Source organism: Nocardioides sp. GY 10113 (assembly GCF_004919105.1).
GTDB lineage: Bacteria > Actinomycetota > Actinomycetes > Propionibacteriales > Nocardioidaceae > Nocardioides.
The window spans coordinates 438,913-451,803 of the sequence record NZ_STGK01000001.1; the positions used below are offsets into that span (position 1 = coordinate 438,913).

13 protein-coding genes are annotated in these 12,891 nt (G+C 73.7%); 12 read left to right on the forward strand and 1 reads right to left on the reverse strand.

What is annotated here, in order from left to right; translation table 11 throughout:
- Nucleotides 1-13: 13 nt before the first annotated feature.
- A complete protein-coding gene (locus tag E8D34_RS01890; RefSeq protein WP_136592852.1) occupies nt 14-901 on the reverse strand; it encodes a 1,4-dihydroxy-2-naphthoate polyprenyltransferase in 888 nt (295 codons plus the stop codon).
- A 63-nt stretch (nt 902-964) separates the two neighbouring features.
- Between E8D34_RS01890 and E8D34_RS01895 the strand changes: the two genes are divergently transcribed.
- From E8D34_RS01895 to nuoE, 12 genes are all read left to right on the forward strand, one after another.
- Complete coding sequence (locus E8D34_RS01895; protein ID WP_240771037.1) at nt 965-2,014, forward strand: AMP-binding protein; 1,050 nt, start codon at nt 965-967, stop codon at nt 2,012-2,014.
- A gap of 5 nt (nt 2,015-2,019) precedes the next feature.
- Nucleotides 2,020-2,970, forward strand: a complete 951-nt coding sequence (locus tag E8D34_RS01900) for an o-succinylbenzoate synthase (RefSeq protein WP_136592984.1) — start codon at nt 2,020-2,022, stop codon at nt 2,968-2,970.
- Nucleotides 2,967-4,577, forward strand: coding sequence for a 2-succinyl-5-enolpyruvyl-6-hydroxy-3-cyclohexene-1-carboxylic-acid synthase (gene menD, locus E8D34_RS01905; RefSeq protein WP_136592853.1), 1,611 nt, complete (start codon nt 2,967-2,969; stop codon nt 4,575-4,577). The genes E8D34_RS01900 and menD overlap by 4 nt, the downstream gene beginning before the upstream one ends.
- 163 nt (nt 4,578-4,740) lie before the next feature.
- Nucleotides 4,741-6,624, forward strand: a complete 1,884-nt coding sequence (locus E8D34_RS01910) for a Na+/H+ antiporter (protein ID WP_136592854.1) — start codon at nt 4,741-4,743, stop codon at nt 6,622-6,624.
- A 56-nt stretch (nt 6,625-6,680) separates the two neighbouring features.
- Nucleotides 6,681-7,322 carry an MBL fold metallo-hydrolase gene (locus E8D34_RS01915; protein WP_136592855.1) on the forward strand — a complete coding sequence of 214 codons (642 nt, stop codon included), beginning with the start codon at nt 6,681-6,683 and terminating at the stop codon, nt 7,320-7,322.
- Between the two features lie 51 nt (nt 7,323-7,373).
- Complete coding sequence (locus tag E8D34_RS01920) at nt 7,374-8,000, forward strand: hypothetical protein (RefSeq protein WP_136592856.1); 627 nt, start codon at nt 7,374-7,376, stop codon at nt 7,998-8,000.
- Between the two features lie 17 nt (nt 8,001-8,017).
- Entirely contained in the window at nt 8,018-8,707 is a 690-nt protein-coding gene (locus tag E8D34_RS01925; protein ID WP_136592857.1) for a demethylmenaquinone methyltransferase, read from the forward strand.
- A gap of 275 nt (nt 8,708-8,982) precedes the next feature.
- Entirely contained in the window at nt 8,983-9,339 is a 357-nt protein-coding gene (locus tag E8D34_RS01930) for an NADH-quinone oxidoreductase subunit A (RefSeq protein WP_136592858.1), read from the forward strand.
- Nucleotides 9,340-9,352: 13 nt separating this feature from the next.
- Entirely contained in the window at nt 9,353-9,907 is a 555-nt protein-coding gene (locus E8D34_RS01935) for an NADH-quinone oxidoreductase subunit B (RefSeq protein ID WP_136592859.1), read from the forward strand.
- Nucleotides 9,904-10,629, forward strand: coding sequence for an NADH-quinone oxidoreductase subunit C (locus E8D34_RS01940; RefSeq protein ID WP_136592860.1), 726 nt, complete (start codon nt 9,904-9,906; stop codon nt 10,627-10,629). Before E8D34_RS01935 ends, E8D34_RS01940 begins: the two co-directional genes overlap by 4 nt.
- On the forward strand, nt 10,629-12,011 hold the full coding sequence (locus E8D34_RS01945; protein ID WP_136592861.1) for an NADH-quinone oxidoreductase subunit D: 1,383 nt from the start codon (nt 10,629-10,631) through the stop codon (nt 12,009-12,011). Before E8D34_RS01940 ends, E8D34_RS01945 begins: the two co-directional genes overlap by 1 nt.
- Nucleotides 12,008-12,880 carry an NADH-quinone oxidoreductase subunit NuoE gene (gene nuoE / locus E8D34_RS01950; RefSeq protein ID WP_136592862.1) on the forward strand — a complete coding sequence of 291 codons (873 nt, stop codon included), beginning with the start codon at nt 12,008-12,010 and terminating at the stop codon, nt 12,878-12,880. Before E8D34_RS01945 ends, nuoE begins: the two co-directional genes overlap by 4 nt.
- Nucleotides 12,881-12,891 lie beyond the last annotated feature (11 nt).

Below are 12,891 nucleotides of genomic sequence, written 5' to 3' on the forward strand. Positions count from 1 at the left end.
CGGGGACAGGCCCTCAGCGGCCGATGACCAGGCCGACCGTGGCCAGCAGCGCCCACACCAGCTCGGCCACGCCGGTCTTCTGCAGCACCGGGATCAGACCGGGGCCGCCGGCGCCCGAGAGCACCACCCGCACGCCGGCGGCGGCGGGCAGCAGGAAGCCCAGTCCGAGCAGCGCCCACCAGGTGGTGAGGCCGGCGACCACGACCACCGCGACGGCGGCCAGCGCGACCAGCAGCACGTAGAACCGGCGGGTGCGGGCATCGCCGAGGCGCACCGCGAGGGTGCGCTTGCCGGAGACGGTGTCGGTCGGGATGTCGCGAAGGTTGTTGGCGACCAGGATCCCGCAGGCCAGCGCGCCGATGCCGGAGCCGGCGGCGAAGGCCGCCCAGCCCAGCGAGCCGGCCAGCGTCTCGGTCTGCACGTAGGTCGTGCCCATCACCGCGACCAGGCCGAAGAAGACGAAGACCATCACCTCGCCCAGGCCCAGGTAGCCGTACGGCTTCGAGCCGCCGGTGTAGTACCAGGCGGCGAGCACGCAGACCGCGCCGAGCGCGAGCAGCCACCACGCCGTGGTCGCCGCGATCACCAGCCCGGCCACCGCGGCCACGCCGAACGAGGCGAACGCGGCGCGCTTCACCGCACCCGGCGAGGCCAGCCCGGAGCCGACCAGCCGCAGCGGGCCGACCCGCTCGTCGTCGGTGCCACGGATCCCGTCGGAGTAGTCGTTGGCGTAGTTGACGCCGACCTGCAGGGCGAGGCTGACCACCAGGGCGAGCACGGCCTTCCACCACACCAGGCCGTCGGCGTACGCGGCGAGGCCGGTGCCGGCGAGGACGGGCGCGAGCGCGGCGGGGAGCGTGCGGGGGCGGGCTCCGGCGAGCCAGTGCGCGGGGGTGGCCATGGTCAGCGATTCAAGCAGGCACCGCGCCCCCGGCGCCGCCCGGTCCCCGATAGCGTCGGCCGGGTGGGTGACTGGCAGCCGCGCGGCGGCTTCGACGAGGTGGTCGACCAGGTCCGTGCGTGGCTCGACGGGCCGGGCGAGGACCGGGTGGTGATCCCGACCTCCGGATCCAGCGGGACGCCGAAGCGGGTGGTGCTGAGCCGGGCCGCTGTGCTGGCCTCGGTCGAGGCCAGCCGACGCCGGCTCGGCGCCGCCGGGCCGTGGGTGCTGGCGCTGCCGGCGACCTACGTGGCCGGCCTGCAGGTGCTGGTCCGCTCCCTGGCCGCGGGGCATGCGCCCACGTCGTACGACGTCTCGGGCTGGCCGGAGGGGGAGGGCTGGTTCACCTCGTTGGTGCCCACCCAGCTGCATCGGGCGCTGGCCTCGCCCGACGAGGTGGCCGCGCTCGCCCGTGCCCACACCGTGCTGCTCGGCGGCGGGCCGATCGACCCCGCGCTGCGGGCCCGCGCGGAGGCGGCCGGGATCCGGGTGGTGGCCACCTACGGCGCCGCCGAGACCGCGGGCGGCTGCGTCTACGACGGGGTGCCGCTGGACGGGGTCGAGGTCGCGATCGGCGACGGCGGGCGGATCCGGATCAGCGGCCCGACGCTGTTCGACGGCTACCGCGACAACCCCGAGCTGACCCGGCAGGCACTCGTCGACGGCTGGTACCTGACCTCGGACGCCGGCCGGTTCGACGAGGACGGCCACCTGCGGGTGATCGGCCGGGTCGACGACGTGATCGTCACCGGCGGCGTCAACGTCCCGGGGCCGGCGGTCGCGGTCCGGCTGCGCGAGCACCCGTCCCTCGACCAGGCCGAGGTGCTCGGGGTGGCCGACCGGGAGTGGGGCAACCGCGTCGTGGCGTTCGTGGTGCCGGGCGCGCCGGGTGGCGAGCCCGTGCCGGACCTGTCCGCGCTGCGGGACTGGGTCGCCGAGGCGCACCCGCGGTCGTGGGCGATGCGCCAGCTCGTCGTGCTGGACGAGCTGCCGCTGCTGGCCAACGGCAAGCCGGACAGGCAGGCGCTGCGCGCGCTGGCGCTGGAGGCCGACCGGCCGGGGGAGGGGGCGTGAGCGGCCTGCGGGTCGTCTCGATCCCGATGCGGACCCGGTTCCGCGGGATCACCGTGCGCGAGGCGGCGTTCGTCGAGGGTCCGGCCGGCTGGGGGGAGTGGAGCCCGTTCCTGGAGTACCCCGCCGACGTCGCCGAGCCCTGGCTGCGCTGCGCCGAGGAGGCGGCGGCCGGCGACTGGCCCGTCCCGGTCCGCGACCGGGTGCCGGTCAACGTCACCGTCCCGGCGGTGGACGCGGAACGGGCGCGGGAGATCGTCGCCGGCAGCGGCTGCTCGACCGCCAAGGTGAAGGTCGCCGAGCCGGGGCAGACGCTGGCCGACGACGAGGCCCGGGTGGCCGCGGTCCGCGAGGCCCTCGGCGCCGGAGGACACGTCCGGGTCGACGCCAACGGCGCCTGGGACGTCGAGCGGGCCGTCGCGGCGATCGCGGTGCTGGACCGCGCCGCCGGCGGCCTGGAGTACGTCGAGCAGCCGACGGCGAGCGTGGAGGACCTGGCCCTGGTCCGCCGCCGGGTGGACGTGCCGATCGCCGCCGACGAGTCGATCCGGCGGGCCGAGGACCCGTACCGGGTGCGCGACCTGGAGGCCGCGGACGTCGCGGTGCTCAAGGTGCAGCCGCTCGGCGGCGTACGGGCCTGCCTGGAGATCGCGGAGCGGATCGGGCTGCCGGTGGTGGTCTCCTCGGCGTTGGAGACCTCGGTCGGGATCGCCGCCGGCGTCGCGCTGGCCGCGGCGCTTCCCGAGCTGCCGCACGCCTGCGGGCTGGCCACGGTCCGGCTGCTCACCGACGACGTCGCCGGGGAGCCGCTGCTGCCGGTCGACGGCGAGCTCCCGGTGGGGGCGCCCGTCGTCGATCCCGCGGCTCTGGACCGGTTGGCCGCGGCCCCGGACCGGGTCGCGCACTGGGAGGCCCGGCTCGCGGAGGTCCGGGCGCTGCGCGAGGATCGTGCGCTGTGAAGGACTCGCACTCGTCCGCGGCCGCGCTGGCGGCCGCCGTGGTGGAGCACCTGCTCCGCGCCGGGGTCCGCGAGGTGGTGCTCGCCCCCGGATCCCGCAACGCGCCGCTGGCCTTCGCGCTGTGGCAGGCCGAGCGCGACGGCGCCCTGCGGCTGCACACCCGCATCGACGAGCGGACCGCCGGCTTCCTGGCCCTCGGCTTGACCCGCGTCGGAGCCCGGGCCGCCGTGGTCACCACCTCCGGCACCGCGGTGGCGAACCTGCACCCCGCCGTCCTCGAGGCCCTGCACGCCGGCCTGCCGCTGGTCGTCGTCTCCGCCGACCGGCCCGCACGGTTGCGCGCCACCGGCGCCAACCAGACCACCGAGCAGGTGGGGCTCTTCGGCCGGCCGGTGCCGTGCCACGACGTGGCCTCGGTCGAGGAGCTCTCCGCCGTCGCCGACGTGCCCGACGGGCCGCTGCACCTCAACGTCCAGCTCGACACGCCGCTGGTGCCGACCGAGGCGGTCTACCCCGCGGCGATGCCCCCCGCGCCCCCCGCACCGGCGCCGCACTGGCGCGAGCCCGCCGGCCCCGCCACCGTGCTGACCCGCGGACCGCGCACCGTCGTGGTCGCCGGCGACGACGCCGGCCCGCCCGCGCGGCGGCTCGCCGAGACCGCCGGCTGGCCCCTGCTGGCCGAACCGACCAGCGGCGCGCGCACCGGCAGCCACGCGCTGCGCTGCGGTCGCCTCCTGGTCAACGCCGAGGTCGGCCGCCGCATCGAGCGGGTGGTGGTCTTCGGCCGGCCCACGCTGTCGCGCCCGATCACGAACCTGCTCGCCCGCCCCGGCGTCGAGGTGCTGGTCGTCCGCGCCGCCGGCTTCTGGCCGCCCGACCCGCCCGAGGCCCGGCACGTCACCGCGCCGGCGTGGGAGGGCGAGCCCGACGATCCGGAGTGGCTGGATGCCTGGCGGGCGGCGGACGGCGACCTCGGCCGGCGGATCGACGCCGAGCTGGCCGGAGCCGCCACCCTGACGCCGTACGACGTGGCGCGGGCGACGTTCGCGGCGCTGCCCGCCGGGGGGCTGCTCGTGGTCGGCGCCTCCAGCCCGATCCGCGATCTTGACCTGATGGCCCGCCCGGCGACGGTCGGGGAGCGGCGGCGGGTGATCGCCAATCGCGGCCTCGCCGGGATCGACGGGACGCTGTCGACCGCGATCGGCGCCGCGCTGGGCCGCCCGCGCTCGTCGCGGGCGCTGGCGCTGGTCGGCGACCTGACCTTCCTGCACGACCAGAACGGGCTGGTGCTCGGCCCCGACGAGCCGCGCCCGGACCTGACCATCGTGGTGCCCAACGACGACGGCGGCGCGATCTTCTCGATGCTGGAGCAGGGCGCTCCGGTGCACGCGCCGGCGTTCGAGCGGCTCTTCGGCACCCCGCACGGGGTCGACCTGGCGTCGGTGTGCGCCGCGGTCCGGGTGCCGCACCTGCGGGTCACCTCGCGGCCGGAGCTGGAGCAGGCGCTGGCGATGCCCAACGGCGGGATCGAGGTGGTCGAGGCGGTCGTGTCCCGCGACGACCGGCGTGACCTCGACGCGCGGCTGCGCGCGCTCGCCCCCGACTGACCCCACCCGCTCGCCGAGTGGGTGGTGAGCCCCGCCCGAGTCGGTCGAAGACGACGCCCGGAGGTCGCGACCGACCGACTCGGCCGGTGATCCCGACCCAGTCGGCCGGCGCCAACTACCCACTCGGCAGGCGTGTATGGGCCCGGGCCGGCAGGATGGGCGCATGGAGATCGCCCTGCTGCTGGTGGCCATCGCGGTCACCGTGCTCACGGTCACCGCGGTCTCGGAGCGCTACCGGGTCCCGGCGCCGCTGACGCTGATCGTGGCGGGTGTCGCCGCGTCGTACGTGCCCGGTCTCCCCGAGGTGCGGCTGGAGCCGGAGATCGTGCTGCTGGGCCTGCTGCCGCCGCTGCTCTACTCGGCCGCGCTGACCACCTCGCTGGTCGACTTCAACGCCAACCGCCGCCCGATCCTGCTGCTCTCGGTGGGCCTGATCGTGTTCACCACCGCCGGCGTCGCGCTGGTCGTGCACGCGGTGGTGCCGGACATGGGCTGGCCGCTGGCGTTCGCGATCGGTGCGGTGGTGGCGCCGCCGGACGCGGTCGCCGCCACCGCGATCGGCCGGCGGATCGGGCTGCCCCGCCGGGTGGTGACGATCCTGGAGGGCGAGTCGCTGCTCAACGACGCGACCGCGCTGGTCGCGCTGCGCACCGCCGTCGCCGCCCTCGGTACGACGGTCACGGCCCTCGAGGTCGGCGTGGACTTCGTGGTCGCGGCCGGCGGCGGCGTCGCGGTGGGCGCGCTGACGTTCCTCGTGGTCGCGTTCGTCCGCAAGCGCCTGAGCGACCCGCTGCTGGACACCGCGATCTCGCTGGTCGTGCCGTTCGCGTCGTACCTGGTGGCCGAGGAGATCCACGCCTCGGGCGTCGTCGCCGTGGTGATCGCGGGCCTGCTGCTGGGGCACCAGGCGCCCGTGCTGCAGACGGCCCGCTCACGGCTGGCCGAGCGCACCAACTGGCGCACCATCGCCTACGTCCTGGAGAACACCGTCTTCCTGCTGATCGGCCTGCAGGCCGACTGGATGGTGGAGGAGGTCCGGGCCAGCGAGCTGAGCGGGGCGATGGTCGCCGGCGCGAGCCTGGTCACGCTGGCGGCGGTGGTGCTGCTGCGGCTGGTCTGGGTGTTCTCGACCCGCTTCCTGCTGGAGCGCAACGTCGGCGGCACCGCGTCGACGTGGCGCCACACCCTGCTGATCGGCTGGGCGGGCATGCGCGGCGTGGTCACGCTGGCCGCCGCGTTCGTGGTCCCCGAGGACACCCCCTACCGCGAGCTGGTGCTGGTGATCGCGTTCACCGTGGTCGCCGGGACGCTCTTCGGGCAGGGGTCGACGCTGCCCTGGCTGGCGCGCCGGCTGAAGGTCCCGGGGCCGGACCCGATGGAGGACGCGCTGGCCCGCGCGACGCTGCTCCAGCAGGCGGCCAAGGCCGGGAAGATCCGGCTGATGGAGCTCACCGGGAGCGATCCGGACTCCGAGGACGACCCGTACGGCGTCCGCGCCACGCTGGTGGACCGGGTCGAGCAGCGCAACTTCGCCGCCTGGGAGCGGCTGGGCACCACTCCGGGCGAGGAGAGCCCGAGCGCGTCGTACAACCGGCTGCGGACCGAGATGATCGCCGCCGAGCGGCGCCGGGTGCTGGAGATCCGCAGCGACGGCCGCGTCGCCTCCGAGGTGGTGAGCGAGGTGCTGGCGCTGCTGGACGTGGAGGAGTCGATGCTGGACCTCGCCGAGGCCGACCGGGCCGGGGTCGAGGCCGGGGCGCTGGAGCGGCAGGTCGGCGAGCAGTGCGCGCACCTGGAGCAGGCCGAGGTGCTGCCGGCACCGGACGTCCCGGAGGGCGAGGGCCTGGTGTGCGCCGCCTGCGTCGCGATCGGCTCGCGCTGGGTGGCGCTGCGGATGTGCCTGGAGTGCGGGGAGGTCGGCTGCTGCGACTCCTCGCCGAACCGGCACGCCACCGCGCACTTCCGGGAGACCGCGCACCCGGTGATGCGCTCGGTGGAGCCGGGGGAGTCGTGGCGGTGGTGCTTCGTGCACCACCTGACCGGATGAGCCTCCCTCCGGCTGACGGGGTGATCGGAGCGCGCGGCGGCGCTAGTGTCGGCAGCATGCGGTTGACGAAGCTCGGCCACGCCTGCGTCCGGATCTCCGACGGCGACACCACCCTGGTGCTGGATCCGGGGGTCTTCACCGATCCGGGCGCCGCCGCCGGCGCCGACGCGGTGCTGATCACCCACGTCCACGCCGACCACTACTCGATCGAGCAGCTGCGCGCCACCGACGCCCCGATCTACACGATCGGCGCCGTGGCCGCCGCGATCGGCGAGGAGGCGCCGGACGTGCACGAGCGGGTGCACGTGGTGCAGCCCGGGCAACGGTTCGAGGCCGCCGGCATCGCGGTCACGGCGGTCGGCGAGCTGCACGCGGTGATCCACCCCGACCTGCCCCGGTTCCACAACAGCGGCTACGTGCTGGATGTCGGCGGCACCCGGGTCTACCACCCCGGCGACGCGCTGACCGGTCCTGGCGAGCCGGTCGACGTGCTGCTCGCGCCGGTCTGCGCGCCCTGGATGAAGGTCAGCGAGGGCATCGACTTCGCCCGGTCGGTGGGGGCGCCGCGGAACGTGGCGATCCACGACCGGATCTACTCCGAGGCCGGCCTGGGGGTGGCCGACGCCCACTTCACCCGGCTGCTCGGCGAGTCCGGCCTGGAGTACGTGCGGCTGGCCGACGGGGCCGACCTGGGCTGACGGCCCGACCCTGGTGCCGACGCGCCGGAGGCCGACCTGCATCATGGCGGGATGTCTTCCGCACGCTCCTCCGCCGCCGGCATCGCGACCGGCGCCCTCGTCCTTGCCGGAATCGTCGGGTTCGGTGTCGGCCTGCCGAAGGTGGCGGCCGACCCCGTGGTCGCGCTGCCGACCCTTCCCGACGAGGTGGGCGGCCTGCAGGCGGTGGCGACCATCGACCCCGAGGCCGTCGGGTTCACCGACGCCGACGCCCGGGCGAACTTCGAGCAGGTGGCGGCGGGTGCCGACGAGAACGACGCCGAGGCCGCGGACGCCCTCGCCGAGCAGTACGGCGCCGCCGCCGTGCGCATGTACGTCGACGCCTCGGCGCTGCAGGAGGCGCTCAGCGGCGGCTCCATCGCGCAGGTCACGGCGACCGTCGTCCCGGGCGAGGCGGGCCTGCTGATGACCAACGGCCCCTACCAGGCCGCGAACTACCAGCTCCGGGAGATCGACGGCCACCACTGCGCCGTGCTCAGCCGGTCCGGCTACTCCGCGACCGGCGAGGAGTCGGCGACCTACCAGGTGGAGTGCCGCACGAGCGTCGACGGCGTGACCTACGACGTCTCCACGTACGGCATGGCGCCGGAGGACGCGTCGGCCGCGCTCGACGACCTGGTCGCCGGCAGCGGCGCCTGACGGACTAACCTGCCCCGGTGGCCCGCGCAGAGCTCGACAAGCAGCCCGCCGACGTCCGTCGCATGTTCGACACCGTCGCTCGGCGCTATGACCTGACCAACGACGTGCTCTCCTTCGGGCAGGACCGCCGCTGGCGCCGCGAGGTGCTCGAGGCCGTCGACCCCTCGTACGGCGACCGCGTGCTCGACCTGGCCGCCGGCACCGGCACCTCCAGCCAGCCCTTCCTGGACGCCGGTGCCGAGGTGGTTCCGTGCGACTTCTCGGTCGGCATGCTCCAGGTCGGCAAGGAGCGGCTGCCGCACCTGCCGTTCACGGCCGGCGACGGCACCAGGCTGCCGTTCCGCGACGACTCCTTCGACGCGGTGACCATCTCCTTCGGGCTGCGCAACATCGTCGACCCGGTCGCCGGCCTCGCCGAGATGCGGCGGGTGACTCGTCCGGGTGGCCGGCTGGTGGTGTGCGAGTTCAGCCACCCGACCTGGTCCCCGTGGCGCACCGTCTACCTGGAGTACCTGATGAAGGCGCTCCCGGCGATCGCGACCGCCATCTCCTCGGCGCCGGACGCCTACGTCTACCTGGCCGAGTCGATCCGGGCGTGGCCGGACCAGGCGGGCCTGGCCGACCTGATCGCCGAGGCCGGCTGGACCGCGCCGGAGTGGCGCAACCTCTCGGGCGGCATCGTCGCCCTGCACCGCGCCACCGCCTGACGACACACGTCCGCCTCAGCGAGACGCCCCGGTCCCCTCGGACCGGGGCGTCTCGCATTTTCGCTACGCGACAGTGGTGGAAATCTGCAGGTCAGGCCGCCGTGAACACGCCGTGACAGTCCCAGTGCGCCCGCGGCGAAGGAGTGGCAGTATGTGGGGCACGCCACTAGTGATTCCGTTCACAATGTCACGAACGGGGTCGCCGGAGGCGGGAACCACTGCCCGATCGGGTGGTCCGACGACGGGCCGCCCGACCGCTTGGGAAGGGAATGGTGATGGAGCTCTACACCCCGGTGCTGGTGCTTGCCGCTCTCGCCGCGGGATTCGCGGTCGTCTCGGTGGCGATGAGCGCGCTGATCGGACCGAAGCGGTACAACCGCGCGAAGTACGACTCCTACGAGTGCGGCATCGAGCCCACGCCCCAGGCGCTCTCGGGCCGGTTCCCGGTGAAGTACTACATCACCGCGATGCTCTTCATCGTCTTCGACATCGAGATCATCTTCCTCTACCCCTGGGCGGTCCACTTCGACGCCATGTCGTGGTTCGGGCTGGTCGAGATGGTCGTGTTCATCGGCACCGTCTTCGTTGCCTACGCCTATGTGTGGAGGCGTGGCGGCCTCGACTGGGACTGAGGGGAGATCTGGAATGGGTGTCGAGGAGAAGCTCCCCAGCGGGGTCCTGCTGTCCACGGTCGAGGGGCTGGCCGGCTACATGCGCCGGGCCAGCTTCTGGCCCGCGACGTTCGGCCTGGCCTGCTGCGCGATCGAGATGATGACCTCCGGCGGACCGAAGTACGACCTCGGTCGGTTCGGGATGGAGGTGTTCCGGGCCAGCCCCCGGCAGGCCGACCTGATGATCGTCGCCGGCCGGGTGAGCCAGAAGATGGCACCGGTCCTGCGCCAGATCTACGACCAGATGCCCGAGCCCAAGTGGGTGCTGGCGATGGGCGTGTGCGCCAGCAGCGGCGGGATGTTCAACAACTACGCGGTCGTCCAGGGCGTCGACCACGTGGTTCCGGTCGACATCTACCTGCCCGGCTGTCCACCGCGGCCCGAGATGCTGATCGACGCGATCATGAAGCTCCGCGAGCAGGTGCGGCACACCCCGCTCGGCGCCAACCGTGAGGCGCAGATCCGCGAGCTCGAGGCCGAGCGCCTCGCCGCGCTGCCGACCAGCGACATGAAGGGCCTGCTGCGATGACCGACGAGAAGCCCGACGGTCCGCCGGAGCAGACCCCCGAGACGACCGCGGACACCGAGCTGGCCGCCGAGCTCTCCGAGGAGGCCGGGCACGAGGAGCGCGCCGTCGGCACCCGCCGCGGCATGTTCGGTGCGGCCGGCACCGGCGACACCAGCGGCTACGGCGGCCTGGTCCGCCCCGTCCTGATGCCCGGCTCCGCGGAGCGGCCCTACGGCGGCTGGTTCGACGAGGTCGCCGACCGGCTCGACCCCCTGATCGAGCGCGTGGTGATCCACCGCGGCGAGATCACCTTCCACGTGCACCGGGACAACCTGCTCGAGGTGGCCGGGCTGCTGCGCGACGACGTGACGCTGCGCTTCGAGTTCTTCAGCGGCGTCAGCGGCGTGCACTACCCCGAGGACGAGGGGCGCGAGCTGCACGCCGTCTACCACCTGGGCTCGATGACCTACAACCGGCGGATCCGGGTTGAGGTCTCGGCGCCGGACGCGGACCCGCAGGTGCCGTCGCTGGTCGGCATCTACCCGGCGGCCGACTGGCACGAGCGGGAGACCTACGACATGTTCGGCCTGGTCTTCACCGGACATCCCGCGCTGACGCGGATCCTGATGCCCGACGACTGGCCCGGCCACCCCCAGCGCAAGGACTACCCGCTGGGCGGCATCCCGGTGGAGTACAAGGGCGGCTCGGTGCCGCCGCCGGACCAGAGGAGGTCGTACAACTGATGACCACCCACAGTGATCAGGGCGCGGAGCAGCGCACGGGCCAGCGCGGCGGCGACGCCTACGCCGGCAGCACCGAGACCGGCGACGGCCCGGTCTTCACCGTCAGCGGCCAGGACTGGGACGAGATCGCGGCCGGGCTCGCCGAGGGCGAGGCCGTCGAGCGGATCGTGGTCAACATGGGCCCGCAGCACCCCTCGACGCACGGCGTGCTGCGCCTGATCCTCGAGATCGAGGGCGAGACGGTGACCGAGGCCCGGTGCGGCATCGGCTACCTGCACACCGGCATCGAGAAGAACATGGAGTACCGCTCCTGGGTGCAGGGCGTCACGTACTGCACCCGGATGGACTACCTCAGCCCGTTCTTCAACGAGATGACCTACGTCCTCGGGGTGGAGCGGCTGCTCGACATCGAGGACGAGATCCCCGAGAAGGCCTCGGTGATGCGGGTGCTCCTGATGGAGCTGAACCGGATCTCCTCGCACCTGGTCTGCATCGCCACCGGCGGCATGGAGATCGGTGCGCTCACCGTGATGACCATCGGCTTCCGCGAGCGCGAGCTGGTGCTCGACCTCTTCGAGCTGATCACCGGGCTGCGGATGAACCACGCCTTCATCCGGCCGGGGGGCGTCGCCCAGGACCTGCCGCCGGGCGCGCTGGACGAGATCCGCGCCTTCATCGCGCTGATGAAGAAGCGGCTCCCGGAGTACGCCGCCTTCTGCAACGCCAACCCGATCTTCAAGGGTCGCCTCGAGGGCGTGGGTCACCTCGACCTGGAGAGCTGCATGGCGCTGGGCATGACCGGTCCCGTGCTGCGCGCCACCGGCTACCCGTGGGACCTGCGCAAGACCCAGCCCTACTGCGGCTACGAGACCTACGACTTCGACGTGCAGACCTGGGACACCGCCGACGCCTACGGCCGGTTCCGGCTCCGCCTCAACGAGATGTGGGAGTCCCTGCGGATCGTCGAGCAGGCCGCCGACCGGCTGGGCAAGATGGAGGGCGAGCCGGTGATGGTGGCCGACAAGAAGATCGCGTGGCCCAGCCAGCTCGCCATCGGCAGCGACGGCATGGGCAACAGCCTCGACCACATCCGCCACATCATGGGCGAGTCGATGGAGGCCCTGATCCACCACTTCAAGCTGGTCACCGAGGGCTTCCGGGTGCCGGCCGGCCAGGCGTACGTGCCGATCGAGGGGCCGCGCGGCGAGCTGGGCGCGCACGTGGTCTCCGACGGCGGCACCCGCCCGTTCCGGGCCCACTTCCGCGACCCCTCGTTCCACAACCTGCAGGCGATGGGCGTGATGAGCGAGGGCGGCATGATCGCCGACGTCATCGTCGCCATCGCCAGCATCGACCCGGTGATGGGAGGCGTCGACCGATGAGCAGCACGTTCTCCGACGGGCCGTCGAAGGGGGCCAGCGCGAGCGCGGCCCCGAAGGCGATCACCGAGACCACGCTCGCCGAGCTGCGCGAGATCGCCGGCCGCTACCCCGAGCCGCGCTCGGGTCTGCTGCCGATGCTGCACCTGGTGCAGTCCGCACAGGGCAAGGTCACCCCGGAGGGTGTCGAGGCCTGCGCGGAGGTCCTCGGCATCAGCGCCGCCGAGGTGCACGGCGTGGCCACCTTCTACACGATGTACAAGCGCCACGAGGTCGGCGACTTCCACGTCGGCGTCTGCACCAACACCCTGTGCGCGGTGATGGGCGGCGACGCGATCTTCGAGCGGCTCAAGGAGCACCTCGGGATCGGCAACGACGAGGTCGCCCCGCGGCGCCAGGGCGACCAGCGCACGGTCAGCCTGGAGCACCTCGAGTGCAACGCCGCCTGCGACTACGCCCCGGTGATGATGGTCAACTGGGAGTTCCTGGACAACCAGACCCCGGAGTCGGCGGTGCAGACCGTCGAGGCGCTGCGGGCCGGACACCCCGTGCGCTCGACCCGCGGGCCGCGGCTGTGCACCTGGCGCGAGGCGGAGCGGGTGCTCGCCGGCTTCCCCGACGACCGGGTCGACGAGGGGCCGGGCGCGGGCCCGGCCAGCCTGGTCGGCCTGAGGATGGCGCGAGAGAACGGCTGGACCGCGCCGGAGCCTCCCGCGCCAGCGACGCTCGGGGGCGTATCGGAGGACAGGACGCCGCAGGACAAGGAGGGCGCGGTCGCCCACGCCGACACCGCCCGGGCCGAGAGCGAGACGGTCGAGGAGTCCACCGGCGCGGCGAGCGCGACCGAGCGCAAGGAGGCCGACGATGACTGAGCTTCGAGGCT

Bases quoted from the DNA above. Each gene is read 5' to 3' on its own strand.
- E8D34_RS01940 (WP_136592860.1), top strand. From the start codon at position 9,904: ATGACCGACGAGAAGCCCGACGGTCCGCCGGAGCAGACCCCCGAGACG.
- E8D34_RS01945 (WP_136592861.1), top strand. From the start codon at position 10,629: ATGACCACCCACAGTGATCAGGGCGCGGAGCAGCGCACGGGCCAGCGC.
- E8D34_RS01915 (WP_136592855.1), top strand. From the start codon at position 6,681: ATGCGGTTGACGAAGCTCGGCCACGCCTGCGTCCGGATCTCCGACGGC.
- E8D34_RS01890 (WP_136592852.1), bottom strand. From the start codon at position 901: ATGGCCACCCCCGCGCACTGGCTCGCCGGAGCCCGCCCCCGCACGCTC.
- E8D34_RS01930 (WP_136592858.1), top strand. From the start codon at position 8,983: ATGGAGCTCTACACCCCGGTGCTGGTGCTTGCCGCTCTCGCCGCGGGA.
- nuoE (WP_136592862.1), top strand. From the start codon at position 12,008: ATGAGCAGCACGTTCTCCGACGGGCCGTCGAAGGGGGCCAGCGCGAGC.
- E8D34_RS01935 (WP_136592859.1), top strand. From the start codon at position 9,353: ATGGGTGTCGAGGAGAAGCTCCCCAGCGGGGTCCTGCTGTCCACGGTC.
- E8D34_RS01910 (WP_136592854.1), top strand. From the start codon at position 4,741: ATGGAGATCGCCCTGCTGCTGGTGGCCATCGCGGTCACCGTGCTCACG.
- E8D34_RS01920 (WP_136592856.1), top strand. From the start codon at position 7,374: ATGTCTTCCGCACGCTCCTCCGCCGCCGGCATCGCGACCGGCGCCCTC.